The organism is Janthinobacterium sp. NKUCC08_JDC (assembly GCF_019345575.1).
GTDB classification, from domain to species: Bacteria; Pseudomonadota; Gammaproteobacteria; order Burkholderiales; family Burkholderiaceae_D; genus Janthinobacterium; species Janthinobacterium aestuarii.
The window spans coordinates 71,840-85,642 of the sequence record NZ_JAHKQW010000005.1; the positions used below are offsets into that span (position 1 = coordinate 71,840).

The 13,803-nt window shown below is 65.8% G+C and carries 13 protein-coding genes; 2 read left to right on the forward strand and 11 right to left on the reverse strand.

Features of this window, described 5'->3' with window-relative positions; genetic code table 11:
• The first annotated feature begins 34 nt into the window (after positions 1-34).
• Positions 35-1,156, forward strand: coding sequence for a metallophosphoesterase (locus tag KO538_RS14670; RefSeq protein ID WP_219328733.1), 1,122 nt, complete (start codon positions 35-37; stop codon positions 1,154-1,156).
• A 3-nt stretch (positions 1,157-1,159) separates the two neighbouring features.
• Here KO538_RS14670 and KO538_RS14675 read toward each other — a convergent pair whose 3' ends face one another.
• Both KO538_RS14675 and KO538_RS14680 read right to left on the reverse strand, forming a co-directional pair.
• On the reverse strand, positions 1,160-1,912 hold the full coding sequence (locus KO538_RS14675; protein WP_219328734.1) for a DUF4303 domain-containing protein: 753 nt from the start codon (positions 1,910-1,912) through the stop codon (positions 1,160-1,162).
• 16 nt (positions 1,913-1,928) lie between these two features.
• The gene (locus KO538_RS14680) at positions 1,929-2,852 is read right to left on the reverse strand and encodes a LysR family transcriptional regulator (protein WP_219328735.1); all 924 of its coding nucleotides are present in this window, start codon (positions 2,850-2,852) and stop codon (positions 1,929-1,931) included.
• Between the two features lie 123 nt (positions 2,853-2,975).
• On the opposite strand from KO538_RS14680, the gene KO538_RS14685 reads away from it, so the two are divergent.
• Positions 2,976-3,743, forward strand: a complete 768-nt coding sequence (locus KO538_RS14685; RefSeq protein WP_219328736.1) for an SDR family oxidoreductase — start codon at positions 2,976-2,978, stop codon at positions 3,741-3,743.
• On the opposite strand, the gene KO538_RS14690 is transcribed toward KO538_RS14685, so the two are convergent.
• The 9 genes from KO538_RS14690 to KO538_RS14730 all read right to left on the reverse strand — a co-directional run bounded on the left by KO538_RS14690 (position 3,671) and on the right by KO538_RS14730 (position 13,755).
• Positions 3,671-4,660 (reverse strand): NAD(P)/FAD-dependent oxidoreductase, encoded by a 990-nt coding sequence (locus KO538_RS14690; protein WP_219328737.1) that lies wholly within the window; start codon positions 4,658-4,660, stop codon positions 3,671-3,673. The two genes, KO538_RS14685 and KO538_RS14690, sit on opposite strands and share 73 nt — an antisense overlap.
• A complete protein-coding gene (locus KO538_RS14695; RefSeq protein ID WP_219328738.1) occupies positions 4,647-5,099 on the reverse strand; it encodes an Rrf2 family transcriptional regulator in 453 nt (150 codons plus the stop codon). Before KO538_RS14695 ends, KO538_RS14690 begins: the two co-directional genes overlap by 14 nt.
• A gap of 114 nt (positions 5,100-5,213) precedes the next feature.
• A complete protein-coding gene (locus tag KO538_RS14700) occupies positions 5,214-6,620 on the reverse strand; it encodes a cytochrome c (RefSeq protein WP_219328739.1) in 1,407 nt (468 codons plus the stop codon).
• Positions 6,617-8,227: a GMC family oxidoreductase gene (locus KO538_RS14705; RefSeq protein WP_219328740.1), complete on the reverse strand. Its 1,611-nt coding sequence runs from the start codon at positions 8,225-8,227 to the stop codon at positions 6,617-6,619. Before KO538_RS14705 ends, KO538_RS14700 begins: the two co-directional genes overlap by 4 nt.
• Before the next feature lie 9 nt (positions 8,228-8,236).
• Complete coding sequence (locus KO538_RS14710; RefSeq protein WP_257620374.1) at positions 8,237-8,761, reverse strand: sorbitol dehydrogenase family protein; 525 nt, start codon at positions 8,759-8,761, stop codon at positions 8,237-8,239.
• 28 nt (positions 8,762-8,789) lie between these two features.
• Positions 8,790-9,956 carry a porin gene (locus KO538_RS14715; protein ID WP_257620375.1) on the reverse strand — a complete coding sequence of 389 codons (1,167 nt, stop codon included), beginning with the start codon at positions 9,954-9,956 and terminating at the stop codon, positions 8,790-8,792.
• Between the two features lie 316 nt (positions 9,957-10,272).
• Positions 10,273-10,728 (reverse strand): homoprotocatechuate degradation operon regulator HpaR, encoded by a 456-nt coding sequence (gene hpaR / locus KO538_RS14720; RefSeq protein WP_223278727.1) that lies wholly within the window; start codon positions 10,726-10,728, stop codon positions 10,273-10,275.
• 102 nt (positions 10,729-10,830) lie between these two features.
• Positions 10,831-12,639, reverse strand: a complete 1,809-nt coding sequence (locus KO538_RS14725) for a DUF885 domain-containing protein (RefSeq protein ID WP_219328741.1) — start codon at positions 12,637-12,639, stop codon at positions 10,831-10,833.
• 66 nt (positions 12,640-12,705) lie between these two features.
• Positions 12,706-13,755, reverse strand: coding sequence for a LacI family DNA-binding transcriptional regulator (locus KO538_RS14730; protein WP_219328742.1), 1,050 nt, complete (start codon positions 13,753-13,755; stop codon positions 12,706-12,708).
• Positions 13,756-13,803 lie beyond the last annotated feature (48 nt).

Sequence of the window (13,803 nt, forward strand, 5' to 3'; positions counted from 1 at the left end):
TAATCGGCGGCCGCCTCACCTCTGGAACCATGACATGAAAACCCGCACGCCGCTGCTGCGCATCACCATGATACTGGGCGCCCTGCACGCCATTTTGGGCTGGCTGCTGCTGCCTGCCCTGCCCGTCGGCCTGGCCGGCTGGCTGCTGGGCGGCGCCGTCTTGCTGGCCTCGACCATGCTCATGCCGATGACCATCTTCGCCCGCGCCGTCACCAACGATGGGCGCCTGGCCGACCGCTTGAGCTGGGCCGGCTCGCTGTGCATGGGCTTTTTTTCCTCGCTGTTCGTGCTCACCGTGCTGCGCGAACTCACCCTGCTGATTCCCGCCGCCCGCCAGCACGCGCAGGCGTCCGCCGTGCTTGTCCTGCTCTTGGCACTGCTGGCCACCGCCGTCGGCTACCTCAACGCCCGCAGGGTAGCGCGCGTGCGCGAGGTCGACGTGCCCATCGCCGGCCTGCCGGCCGCCTTGCAGGGCTTGACCATCGTGCAGCTGAGCGACATCCACGTGGGCGCCACCATCAAGCGCGCCTACGTGGAAGCCATTGTCGCGCGCGCCAACGGCCTGCGGGCCGACATCGTCGCCATCACGGGCGACGTGGTCGATGGCACGGTGGCGCAGCTGGGCAGCCATACGGCGCCGCTGGGCGAGCTGCGTGCGCGCCATGGCGTCTTCCTCGTGACGGGCAACCACGAATACTATTCGGGCGCCGCGCCGTGGGTGGCGGAGTTCCGCCGCCTGGGCTTGCGCGTACTGATGAACGAGCACACGGTGCTCGAACACGACGGCGCACGCCTGGCCCTGGCCGGCGTCACCGATTTCAATGCGGCCAGTTTCGACCCTACCCAGAAAAGCGACCCGCAAGCGGCCATCGCCGGCGCCCCCGCCGATATCCCCCGCATCCTGCTGGCGCACCAGCCGCGCAGCGCGCCCGAGGCAGAAGCGGCCGGCTACGACCTGCAATTGTCGGGCCACACGCACGGCGGACAATTCTGGCCCTGGAATCTGTTCGTGCCGCTGCAGCAGCCGTATGTGGCGGGCCTGCACCGGCGCGGCCGATTGTGGATTTATGTGAGCCGCGGCACCGGTTACTGGGGCCCGCCGAAACGCATCGGCGCGCCGGCGGAGATTACGAGACTGAGGCTGGTGGCGGCGTAGAACCTAATCGGCCCAGCTGGCCATCCACGCCGCGAAACGCGCCACCACGGCCGGCGGATTCAATCGTTCCATCGCGCCTTCCACCGCCTCGCTGTCGCTGACCTCAAACAGCAGCACGAAATCGTCACGCTGCGCGCCCGCACCAAAACAGCGTTCGGCATCAAGCTGCGCCAGCGCCGCAATGCAGGCGTCGAACACGCCGCTGCGGAAGGTGTCGAAATCGACGTCGAAGGGCAAGTCGCGGTGCGCCTGCAGCAGCAATCGGTAGGCGCTGTCGAAATACGCGACCCCGTCCTCAAACGCCCATTCCGCCGGATTCCACAGCATCTCTTCGCCGTACTCCGAGGCGGCCAGCGCTTCGCGGCTGTTGGCCGCCGGGCCGATGGTCATGGCGCTGTCGTCGCTGACGAGCGCGAAAGCGTCGATGTGCTGATCAGGATGGGCACGGCGCACGGCAGCGAAAGCACTGCGCGCGGCATCCGCAACCAGTGTTTGCAGCAGCGCGAAATCAAAGACGGCCGGGTCGATGAGCATGGCGCGCGCCAGGGTATGGCCATCGGCGACAGCCGCATCGCAATGGGACAGATAGGCAGCCTGCGCTTCGGCGACGCTCGCATACTGCGTGCGCGTCTCCGCGCCCCAGGTCATGGCCGCGCCGCTGGCCGTCCACACGGTGGTGCCGAACGCGCGCGCTTCCTGGAAGCGGGCCGGCTGGTCATGGTCAAAGGTATAAAACAGGCTGTAATTGCTATGCATGAGAATTTTTCATTGATTAATCGGGCCGTATCTGCGCGGCGAAATCGCGCTGGCGGAACTGTTCCAGCAAAAAATCGACGAACACGCGCGTCTTTGCGGGCAGCAGCTTCTTGCTCGGATAGTACACGGACAGGGGGCCGGAATCGGCATGCCAGCCGGGCAGCAAGCGGACCAGGGCGCCGCTGCGCAAGTGGGCCAGCGCGTGCGGCATGGGCAGCAGCGCCACGCCAACGCCAAGGATGGCCGCCTGCGCCATCGCTTCCGGATCGTCGAAGATGGCGCGCGGCCGGCATTCGGCCACGCCTTCGCCGCCCGCGCCATCGCGCAGTATCCAGCTGCGCAATCGGCCGCTGCCGGCCGAGCGGCGCGCCACGCCGTCGAAGTGCGCCAGGTCCGAAGGGTGCGTCGGCATGGCCTTGCCCCGCATGAAGGCGGGCGACGCCGTGGCGACGATGTGGGCGTGGCCCAGTTCGCGCGCCACCACACCCGGCGTCAATTCGATACCGCCGCCGATGGCCACGTCAAACCCTTCGCCGACCAGGTCCACTTGCCGGTTGTCGAAATGGCAGTCGGGGATGACGCCGGGATAGCGGGCGATGAAGTCGCCCAGCAAGGGCACCACGTAGCTGCGCCCGAACGACGGCGCCATGCTGATTTTCAGTATGCCGGCCGGCTGGCCGCCCTCTTCCGCCACGCCGGCAATCGCTTCGCGCAAGGTGGACAGGGCACCGCCGATCTGCTGCAGGAAGCGCTCGCCCCCTTCCGTCAGGGTCAAACGGCGCGTGCTGCGCTGGAACAGCCGCAACCCCAGGCTCGCTTCCAGCCGCGCCACGTTCTTGCTGACGGCCGCCGGCGTCAGCCCTAGGCGGCGCGCGGCCGCCGAAAAGCTGCCCAGCTCGGCAGACAGCACAAACGATTGCAAGTGATTGAGGGCTTCCATATGCCTATTCTACCCGCTCATTTGATACCAATGGTTGAAAGTGATTGTAGCGATTCATGGCTAGCGCGGCAGGAATGAAAGGCAGATACTGAATTCCTCGACTCCCCACTCAGAAAGCTCATCATGCAAACCCAAGCCACCATCAGCACCTCCCTGCCACTGCAAGACAAGATCGCGTTCGTGACGGGCGGCTCGCGCGGCATCGGCGCCGCCATCGTGCGCCGCCTTGCCAGCCAGGGCGCCAACGTCGTCTTCACCTACCAAAGCTCCGCCGCCGAAGCGCAGGCGCTGGCCGCCAAAGTGGAGGCGGCCGGCGGCAAGGCTCTGGGCGTGCAGGCCGATGCGGCCGACGCCTCCGCCCTGACGGCCGCCATCGCCAAGGTGGCGGCGCAGTTTGGCCGTGTCGACATCCTCGTCAACAATGCGGGCGTGTTCCTGCCTGGCGCCATCGACGATTTTTCGCTGGAAGACTTCGACAAGACCTTGAACGTCAACGTGCGCGCCGTCTTCGTCGCCATCAAGGCGGCCGTGGCGCACATGCCGACGGGCGGGCGCATCATCAATATCGGCAGCACGAATGCGCACCGCATGCCGTTCGGCGGCGCGGCCGCCTACTCCATGAGCAAATCGGCGCTGAGCGGCCTGACGCAAGGCCTGTCGCGCGACCTGGGCCCGCGCGGCATCACAATCAACAATGTGGAACCGGGCCCCGTCGCCACGGACATGAACCCGCCGACGGGCGACTTTGCCGACCTGATGCACGGCCTGATGGCCCTGCCCCGCCACGGCACGGCCGATGAAATCGCCGGCATGGTCGCCTATCTGGCCAGCGCGGAAGCGGCGTTCGTCACGGGCGCCGGGCTGAAGATCGATGGCGGTTTTGCCGCCTGATCGAGTCCGAACATCAGCGAGCGGTGCGCCGCCACGCCCGCCATGGCGCCATCGGCCACCGCAAACGCCACGCTGCCCGCCATGCGGCCCGCGTCACCGCAGCAAAAGACGCCAGGCACGCTGCTGGCCTTTTGCTCGTCGGTGCGCACGAACGGTCCCATGAGCCCCTCTTCCAGCGCGCAGCCCAATTCGCCGGCCAGGGAACTGGCCAGGCGGGTGCGGGTCGCCACGAACAGGCCGGCCATCGCGTGGCGGCTGCCATCGGCCATGACCACGTCTGCCACGCCGTCGATCCGCGCCACGGCCGTACGCACCAGCTTGACGCCGCGCGCCTCGAGTTGCGCCAGCTGCGCCGCATCAGGCTCGAACGCGCCATTCAGGAAAAAAGTGACCGTGCCCCAGTCGGGCAGCATCAAGGCATGGTGCATGGACAGGGGGCCGGTGGCCAGTACGCCGATGGCGCCCTGCTCCAGTTCATAGCCGTGGCAATACGGGCAGTGAAAGACGCTGCCGCCCCAGCGCTCGGCCAGGCCATCGACGGGCGGCAGTTCATCGATCATGCCGGTGGCCAGCACGAGGCGGCGGCCGTGCACGACATGGCCATCCGCCAGGGTCACATCGAAGCCATCGCCATCGCTGCTGGCCGCGGCCTGCACGGCCATGCCGTCCCGCCAGGTGACGGTGGCATACTCCATCAGCTGCGCCTTGCCATCGGCCGCGATGGCGGCCGTGCCGCTGCCGTCCTGGGTCAGGAAACCGTGGGAATGGCTGGCGTAACGGTTGCGGCGCTGGCCGCCGTCGATCACCAGCACGCGGCGGCGGGCGCGCGCCAGTTGCATGGCGGCGGACAGACCCGCGTAGCTGCCGCCAACGATGATAGCATCGAACGGGATGCCAGGCGATTCAGGAATGTGCATGTGGTGCTCCTTTGTGGGTGGCGTATTGTTGGCTGAAACGGTCGGCCAGGTCAGCCAGGGTGACGGCGCCAAAGCGCTGGATCAGCAGCGCCTCGGCTTCATCGAAGGCGCCGGCCAGCGACTGGTTGACAACCTGCTCGACCAGGCAGCCCGGCTGATCGACACGGTTGCCCATGGCGAAGATGGTGGGCGAACCCACGGCCACGTAGATGTCTTGCAGGGTCACCTGGTGCAGGTCGCGGACGATGCGCCAGCCGCCGCCATGGCCCTTGTCCGACGCCACGTAGCCGCGCTCGCGCAAGCCGGCCATCACGCGCCGCACCAGCACGGGGTTCGTATCCAGGTAGCCGGAGAGTTCCTCGGACGTCATCGGGCGCCCCGCATGGGCCATGTGCAGCAGCACATGGAGGATCGATGATAGTTTGCTGTCGCGTCTCATGTAACTAATGATAGTACATAATTCACGCAGATGCAAACCAGTTGCAAAATCCTGCATAAAAAAAGGGGCAGACCTTGTCGGGTCTGACCCCAGCCTTTGCTTCAGGGTGTCTTTTTACGCTGTCGATGTTTCCTTGCGCCGCCGACCCCGCCACCACAGCAGCAAGGCCAGCAGCACCAGCACGCCGACGATGATGCCCGCTCGGGCCAGGCCGATCAGGTTCGACGGTGCGCCGCCGTTGCGCAAGGTCGTCACCTGCTCCGCCGTCACCTTGATGGCGGGATTGCCGTACATCCGCTGCACGTAATTGCCGAGGGTGACGATCTGCTCGTCCGACAGAGTCTGGCGAAACGCGGGCATCAGGTGGCCGGCATGGCTACCCTTGCCGTCCTGGCGCTCCACGCCATCGAGGATGGCCATCACCAGGTTGTTACTGTTGCCGCGGCCCGTCGCCGAGTTGTGGAACAGCGGCGGCAAGCTGCCGTCGAAACTGCCCTCGCCCTTCGCCTGGTGGCAGCTGGCGCACTGCGCATCGTAGAGCTGCGCACCCGACATCGTGTTCAGGTTTTGCGGCAGCGGCACGCCGCGGATGCTGCTCAACTCGTCGCCAGCCTGGCCCCATTGCGTCACCGGTTTCACGTCCGCCTTGTCGCGGATGGCAGGCACGCTCTTGATGTAGTGCGCGATGGCGTTCAAGTCCGCGTCGCTCAGGTGCTTGAGGCTATGGTCGATGGCCTCGGCCATCGGGCCTGCCGCCTGGCCCCGGTGCGCGGCGCGGCCCGTGCGCAGGTAGCCGGCCAGTTCCTGCTGGCTCCAGCCTCCCACGCCGCTGTTGACGTCCGACGTGATGTTCGGCGCATACCAGGTGCCCAGGTCGGCGCCGCCCAGCTCCTTCGACAGCTGCTCGGCCATCAGCGCGTTGCGCGGCGTGTGGCACGTGGTGCAGTGGGCCAGGCCTTGCGCCAGGTAGGCGCCACGGTTCCACTCCATGCTTTTCGACGCATCGGCCACGAACGGTTTTTTATCGAGGAAGAGCAGATTCCAGCCCGCCATCGACAAACGGATATTGAACGGGAATGGCAAGTCCGTCTTTTGCGCCGGCGCCGTGTCCACTGCCGCCACGCCATGCATGAAGTAGGCGTACAGGGCGGCCGTGTCGTCATCCGTCACCTTGGCGTAGGCCGTGTAGGGCATGGCCGGGTACAGATTGGCGCCGTCGGCCCGCACGCCGTGGCGCACGGCGGCGGAAAACTGCGCCAGCGTGTAGTTGCCGATGCCATGCGTTGTCGACGGCGTGATGTTGGTGGCGACGATGGCGCCCAGCGGCGTGGCCAGGGCCAGGCCGCCCGCCATCGGCTTCCCGCCAGGCACGCTGTGGCAGGCGATGCAGTCGCCGGCCGTGGCCAGGTAGCGGCCGCGTTCGATCGCCTGCACGTCCGCGCCCGGCGCTTGCGCCGCCAGCACGGGCAAGGCCAGGGACAGCAAGGCGGCGCCGGCCGCCAGTCTGAAGACCGTCATCATGCCGTGCCTCCCTGTTGTTCGTCGAGGATATGCTTGACGGTGCGCAGCGCCACGGCCAGGCCGTTTTCCGTCGAATTGCAAGTGCCGGACGTGGGCAGCACGCCCGTGCTGCACAGGAACAGGTTGGCATGATCAAACGTGCGGCCCCACTGGTCGCACACGGCCTTGGTCGGATCGGAACCCATCGACAGGGTGCCGCAGATGTGCTGGTTGTTGGCGAACACACCTTCCTTGCTGTGGCGCAGATTGGTGCCGCCCATCAGCTTGGCGATCTGTTCGAAATCCTGCTTCGAACGCTCGTGACCCCGCTTCGTGTACTCGTCGATCGCGTAATGCGCCTGCGGTTTGGGAATGCCCATGGCATCTTTCTCGCTGCTGAGGGCGATGCGGTTTTCCGGGTTCGGCAGCACTTCCAGCACATTCTTCAAGCTCATTTCACGGGCCGAGCGGAAACGCAGCTGCTGTTCGAATGCTTCGCCAAACACACCCTTGCCGATCAATTCCCTGGTGGCGCCATCGACTCTCGAGATGTTCGTGAAGTCCAGGCGGTACGGCGAATGCCGGCTGCGGAAATCGCCATCACGCATGGTGTTGATGGAATTGGGGCTTTGCGGGCCCCGGCCCAGCCACAGGTCTTCATCGGCGTCGAAGGTGATCGAGGTGCTCGGGTGGTCCATCAGGTTGCGGCCCACCATGTCGCTGCTGTTGGCCAGGCCGTTCGGGTATTTGTCCGAAGCGGAAACGAGCAGCAAGCGGGGGCTTTCGATGCCGTTGGCGGCCAGAATAAACGTCTTGGCCGTGACCCGGTGGCTGTTCTTGTCGACGTCGTAGTACAGGGCAGCCGTGATGCGGCCCTGCGCATCGTGTTCCAGCTTGTAGACGTTGGCGTTGCAGACGATCTTGACACCCGCTGCTTCCGCCTGCAGCGCGGCGATGCCGCCATGGTATTGCGCGTCGATGGGGCAGATCGGCTGGCAGCTGTTATTGCCACAGCAGGCCGGGCGGCCATCGTAGCTGACGCTGTTGCGCGCCACCGTGTTGCCCACCACCTTGAACGACGGGTCGAGGCGCTCGCGGATACGGCGCATGGCGTACGGTTCCGTCACGGAGTCCATTGGGAATGGCTGCTTGCGCGGCGAACCCGTATTGTCGGCACCCGAGACGCCCATGATCTCTTCCGCTTCCTGGTAAAACGGTTCCAGGTCTTCATAGCTGATCGGCCAGTCGACACCCACGCCATACAGGGTATGGATGCGGAAGTCGTTCGGCACGTTGCGCCACGCCTGCGCGGCCCAATGCCACGAAGTGCCGCCGAACTGGCGGATGTATTCGGCCGGATACGGATACGGACCGGCCTGCACCAGGTAGCCGTTGTCCTTCGGCTGGTAGATCGGGTGCGGCGCCGTGGCCACCGACGGATACGGCGACATCCAGTCGCTGCGGCGCGTCGTGTTGCGGAAACGGGCGACGATTTCACCGCGCGACACGCGCGGGCCCGCTTCCAGGATCAGCACCGAGGCGCCCGCCAGCGCCAGCTTGCGCGCGGCCAGGGAGCCGATGATGCCGGAGCCGATCACGAGGTAATCGGCGGAGAGTTCTTCAGCCATGATGGCTCCTTAAATTGGTTTTCTGGCCCAGCTGCCGTAGGCGCCGTAGGAATACGTGGGAGGTTTGAGCACGTCGGCGACGACGGCCGCGTTCAAGGCCTGCTCGTAGGCGACGCAGACGGCCGCCTCACCCGTGCCGACGATGCCCAGGTACCAGGCGCTTGCGATCTGGCGCGGCAAGGCAGCCAGCGGCGACTGGGCCGGGTCCAGTGCGTCGAGCGCTTCCTGCAGGCCGGCCGCCTGCAAACCCTGCGCATTGATCAGCGCCAGCAGCGCGCGCACCTTCGCGGGGAACGCGGCGTCCTGCTCCACCAGCGCGTCATACAGGCGTGTGGCCAGCACGGGGTCGAGCACCTGGCGCCCGACCAGCATGGCCGACACGCCGAGGAAAGCGCCCTGCTCCGCATTGGCGACCGGTTCGGCCAGCGCCCAGGGAATCAGCGCCGCGGCCGAAGCCGACAGCAGGCCGGCCAGCACCATGCGGCGACCGGGATTCAGGGGGCCGCGGCCCTCCTTATTATGTGTAGCGTCCAATTGAAGCTCCCGTGAGTTCAGCAACCGTTCAGAAAGAATGCTTGAGACCGACCATGACCACCGTCTGCCCGCCGTTCGACGACGGCGTGCCGTTTTGCGAATCGCCGACCGAGGCGACGGCGTTGACGATGCCGCCGTCCTGGCCCAGGGTCTGGCCGCGCGCCAGCTGGCGCGCTTCGATCAGATAGATCGCCGTGCGCTTCGACAGCGCGTAATTCTGCTCGAACGACAACTGGCGGTAGCGCGCGCGGTCGGCGATGCCGTTGGCGTGGCTGGCGAAGGTATCGCTGTAGCCGGCGGACAGGAACCACTGCGGCGTCAGCTGGTAGCTCGAGATCAGGCCGGCCGTGTTGAAGATGGCCGTGTCGCGGAAGGCCGAGCGGCTGCCCGCCTGGTATTGCACGTTGCTGGCATTGGCGCCCACCATCCACTTGCCCATGGTGTAGCGCGCGCTGGCGGCGATGAATGTTATGCTTTCGGCCGAGGCGTAGCCTTGGTTGAGGGCGGAGATACCGAAGCTGCCCGATGCGTTGTCGCTCCAGCCGGCGCCATTCTGTCCATTTTTCAGTTTCAGGTAGCCGAGCGCGAATTCGGCTGGCGACGTGCTGTACTTGACGGCGGCGCTGAAGCTGCTGCCCACGGCATTGCCGTCGGCTGCCTCGCCAAAGCCGTATTGCGCGCTGGCTTGCAGGCCGCGCCAGGCTGGCATGCTGTAGGTGACGGAATTGCTGATGCGCACGGTTGTATCGAGGCCGTCGATATCGCCCGGGTGGGCGCCGGTGGCGCCCGTCAAGACATTGCTCGATGCCAGGGAACCCACGAGCAGGTAGTACGGCGTGTACTGGCGGCCCGCCGTCACCGTGCCGTAGGCTGCCGATTGCAAGCCCACATAGGCCTGGCGGTTGAACAGCGAGCTGGCCGAACTTTGCGCGCCTGTATCGCTTTCAAAGCCGTTTTCAAGCAGGAACAGCGCCTTCAGGTCGCCGCCCAGGTCTTCCACGCCCTGGAAACCGATCTTGCTGGCGGACAAGCTGCCGCTGCGCATATAGGTAGTCGACTTGCCGCCCTGGTTGCTCGCGTACGCGGTGGCCGCGTCGACCACGCCGTAGATGGTGACATTGCTTTGGGCGCAAACGTTTGCGCCGACGAGCGTGGAGACGGCCAGCGCCGCAGCGCGCATGCATGGTGTGTTCATTTTTTTCCTGACTTTCCTGTTTTATCTGGCGAAATACGGGCGTGGCGCCGCGTTGCAGTCCCCTCCCGCGAGAGGAGCGTCCGCTGTACTTCTTGATTTGGATCAAGTGAAGTAAATTATACGCTTATTTACTCACATGTAAGTGATTGACTGTAGGGATTAGTCTTATAGCAAATCCGGCAGGCGTGCGGGCGCACGCCCCGCAGCACGGGGAAATCACGGGGAAAGGCATGGGAAAAGCAGCGGCGGCGCATGCTGAAAAACACGCGCCCGATGAATAGCCAGGCAGGCAGAAAAACGGGAGAGGCTGGGAAAATCAGCGCAGGATGGCGGGCGCCACCGGCAGGGTTTCGAGAGCAATAAACGCTTCCAGAGCGCGGCGCATGTCTTCGAACACTTGCTTGCCGTAAGCCGCTTCCAGATGCGCATATTGCAGGTCGATCAGCTTCCCCATCTGCATCAGCAGGCTGGCGCCCGCCTCCGACAGGTGCACCTTGCGGCGGCGCTGGTCGCCTTCGAACTTGCTGCGCCCGATCAGGCCGATCTCTTCCATGCGCGCCAGGATGCCGCTCATGCTGGGGCTCGAAATCTGGCAGATCTCGCACAGCTCGCGCGGCTCCAGGGTCGGGCTTTCATTCAGCGCGCGCATGATGCGCCACTGCTGCTCCGTCACGCCGAAGTGATTGAGGATGGGGCGGAAATGCTGGAGCAGGCTGTCGCGGGCCTTCAGCAGCAGTTGCGGCATATTCGGATAACGGATCGGTAGCTGCAAGTGGAACTCCTGGGTGGGCCAGCACAATGAGCGTCATTATACGGCTGGCCCGGGGACAATAGCGGCAAAATTCCCCTTCCCTGCCGCTCCCGTGCCATGGCGTCAGCTTTTGGCCTTTCTCTGCTCGGGGATGAAGTGTTCGCGCACGGCCTTGGCCAGCAGCTCCGGTGGCAGCAAGCCCTGCCCCAGCAGGAAGTTGTTGAACGCCAGACGGTCGAATTTCTCGCCCAGCGCCAGCTCCGTTTCCGCGCGCAGCTGCAGGATGCGCGTATAGCCATAGAAATAGCTGCCCGCCTGGCCCGGCATGTTGAAGGTGTAGCGGTCCAGCTCCTGGCGCGCCATCGGTTTCGACAGCATCACTTCATCCGTCAGGATGCGCCCCGCTTCCTCGCGCGTGACCTGCCCCAGGTTCAGCATCGGGTCGAGCATGGCGCGCGCCGCGCGCAGCATGCGGAATTGCAGCGCGATGAACTGGCCTTCGGCTGGCTCGTACGGAATCATCTCCGCTTCCGCGTACAGCGCCCAGCCTTCCACGTTGACGCTGTTGAACGCGTACAGGCTGCGCGCCTGCGATACGCCGCGCTCCACCATGGCGCTGAACTGCAGCTCGTGACCTGGGCGGCCTTCGTGCGCGCTCAGGGTCCAGGCGGCGCCCGCGAAATTGAAATCGTCATACGCTTCGCCCTTGCCGCTGGCGGCCGGATTGCTGACGGGGAGGACGAACTGGCCGTGCTCGCCCGTATTGCCGATCAGCGGAGGCGGACGCATATGCGGCGCCGGCTGGGCCGCCGATTCGGCGGCGGACGCCAGGCGCATGGTCATGGCGCGCGCAGGAATATCGACCACGCGCTGCCGGGCGATGCGCTGTTCCAGCTGCGTATTGACACCCTTGTAGTGCGCTTCGAGCTGCTCGTTGGGGATGGAATCGGCCTTCAGCGCGCGCATCACCTGGCGGTAGTCCGTGCCGTCGACGCCCTTCAAGGCCAGCTTGGCCGCCACCACGGGCGCCAGCGCCTGCATGGCGGCGCGCGTTTCCAGGTAAGCCACCTGCGCCCGTTCGACCAGCGCGCGCGGCTCGATGTCGATGCCCACCTGTTTCAGGCGGAATGCATACAGCTCGGGCGCCATGCGGAAATCCGTGCGCGACAGGGGCAGCACCACTTGCTTTTCCCATGCCGCATACTCGTTCAGCTGCTGCTCCATGGCCGCCAGTGCGCTTTCTGCCCCCGTGATCTTCATGTCGGCAAACAGCTTGCGGATGCCGGCGATATACGTCGGCACGTTTTCCAGCGACTGTTCCACCTGCAGGCGCACGGGGCCCGCCAGGCCAGGCTGGCCGATCTTTTCCGTGAAGCGCGCCTTGGCCTGCGCCGTGATCGGCGTGCTGCCCGGGAACTGGCCCACGTAGCGTTGCAGGCGTTCGAGCGCCTTGGCCCGGCGCGCTGCCGGGCGCTGCTCCTGCAGCAGGCTTTGCATGCTGCCAAAGACCATTTGCGGCACATCGACCCACGGCAGGGTGTATTTGGCTTCCAGCTGCGTGCCCATGATTTCCTGGTCGACGGCGCCGATCAGGATTTCCAGGTCCTGGCGTATGCGCTCGTCGCGTTCCAGTTCCAGCTTTTGCTGCAATTGCGCGCGCGCCTTCTGCATGGCCGCCACGTGGCGCTCGGTGATGTTCGGCCCCAGGTCGGCAGCCAGGCCGTCGTACTGGGCCAAGCCCGTGTCGGAGGCGTCTTCGGGCGAAAACTGCGCCTGCGCCGCCAGCACGATGGCCGCGTTGCGGTTGCTCGCTTCAACCCAGGCCGATGAAGCGCCGACAGTTGCAGGGGCGGCGGCCATGGCGGGCATGGTAAACGCGATGGAGAGTGCGACTACCAGCACGGTCTTGCACAATTGCGGAGTGACGGACATCGGGGGATTCCTTCCTGAGGTGAGCGATGAGCGAAGCGGCGAGTATCGGCCAGCCCCGGGTAACTGTCAATTCACCCCGTTCAGCGCGGGCAGGTTCCATGGCGTGACGATCTGGATGGCGGACAAGGGCGGCACCTGCGCCAGGGCCGGCAGCGCGCCCTGCGCCCGCAGTATCTCTTGGCAGGCGCGGCGCATGTCCTGGCCCAGGTCATGGTGCAGCACGGCCTGGATGGCGCCCGACTTGAGCAGCGCCACGTTGTCCGTATCGAGGTCGTGGCCGATGAAGACCTGGCACGGCCGGCCCGCCTGCGCGAATGCCTGCACGATAGCGGCATTGCCGCCGCCGATCGAATACACGGCGGCGATGCCTGGATGCGTAGCCAGTGCTTCACGCACCAGCGCCCCCGTGGCGCCATCGATGCCGTGGCCTTCGCTCACTTCGACGATGGATAAATGGCGGTGCCGTTCGCGCAGCGCGCGGCGAAAGCCGATCTCGCGCTCTTCCTCGCCATGAAAACGGTTGCTGCTCAGGGTGACCAGCACTTGCTGTTTCCTGGGCCGCTGGCCCGCGCCCAACCACTGGCCGATCAGGCAGGCGGCCGTCTCGCCCGCCGCGCGGTTATCCATGCCCACGTAGCCGCGGCGCGCGGAGGATGGCAAGTCCGTCACCAGGGTCACCACGGGAATGCTGGCCGCCGCCAGCCGGTCCACCGCCTCGGCCACCGACGGCAAGTCCGGCGCTTTCAGCAGCACGCCGTGGCTGCCGTTCTTGCGGATGCGTTCCAGCTGGTCGACGATGCCGTCCACTTCCAGGGTTTCATGCAGGTGAAAGCGCGAGCGCAGCACGGCCGGATGCAGGGACGGCAGTTCCGCTTCCAGCGCGGCGCGCACGGCATCCGTAAAACGGCGCGGCGCCACCATCAGCATGTCGAGCATGAACTTCCTGCCGGCCAGGCCCACCTGCGTGCTTTGCCGCGCCAGTTCATCGAGCGCCTGCATCACGCGGCGCACGGTATTGGCGTGCACGCCCCCACGCTGCTTGATCACGCGGTCAACGGTCGCCACGCTGACGCCGGCCTGCAGCGCCACGACCTTGACGGGAAACGGATGCGCCATGCCATGTCCATTCCATTGATGGTTTTTTGATGGATTTTCTGATGAAAA

Coding starts and splice junctions, on each gene's coding strand:
- KO538_RS14670 (WP_219328733.1), top strand. CDS start 35: ATGAAAACCCGCACGCCGCTGCTGCGCATCACCATGATACTGGGCGCC.
- KO538_RS14675 (WP_219328734.1), bottom strand. CDS start 1,912: ATGCATAGCAATTACAGCCTGTTTTATACCTTTGACCATGACCAGCCG.
- KO538_RS14680 (WP_219328735.1), bottom strand. CDS start 2,852: ATGGAAGCCCTCAATCACTTGCAATCGTTTGTGCTGTCTGCCGAGCTG.
- KO538_RS14685 (WP_219328736.1), top strand. CDS start 2,976: ATGCAAACCCAAGCCACCATCAGCACCTCCCTGCCACTGCAAGACAAG.
- KO538_RS14690 (WP_219328737.1), bottom strand. CDS start 4,660: ATGCACATTCCTGAATCGCCTGGCATCCCGTTCGATGCTATCATCGTT.
- KO538_RS14695 (WP_219328738.1), bottom strand. CDS start 5,099: ATGAGACGCGACAGCAAACTATCATCGATCCTCCATGTGCTGCTGCAC.
- KO538_RS14700 (WP_219328739.1), bottom strand. CDS start 6,620: ATGATGACGGTCTTCAGACTGGCGGCCGGCGCCGCCTTGCTGTCCCTG.
- KO538_RS14705 (WP_219328740.1), bottom strand. CDS start 8,227: ATGGCTGAAGAACTCTCCGCCGATTACCTCGTGATCGGCTCCGGCATC.
- KO538_RS14715 (WP_257620375.1), bottom strand. CDS start 9,956: ATGAACACACCATGCATGCGCGCTGCGGCGCTGGCCGTCTCCACGCTC.
- KO538_RS14725 (WP_219328741.1), bottom strand. CDS start 12,639: ATGTCCGTCACTCCGCAATTGTGCAAGACCGTGCTGGTAGTCGCACTC.
- KO538_RS14730 (WP_219328742.1), bottom strand. CDS start 13,755: ATGGCGCATCCGTTTCCCGTCAAGGTCGTGGCGCTGCAGGCCGGCGTC.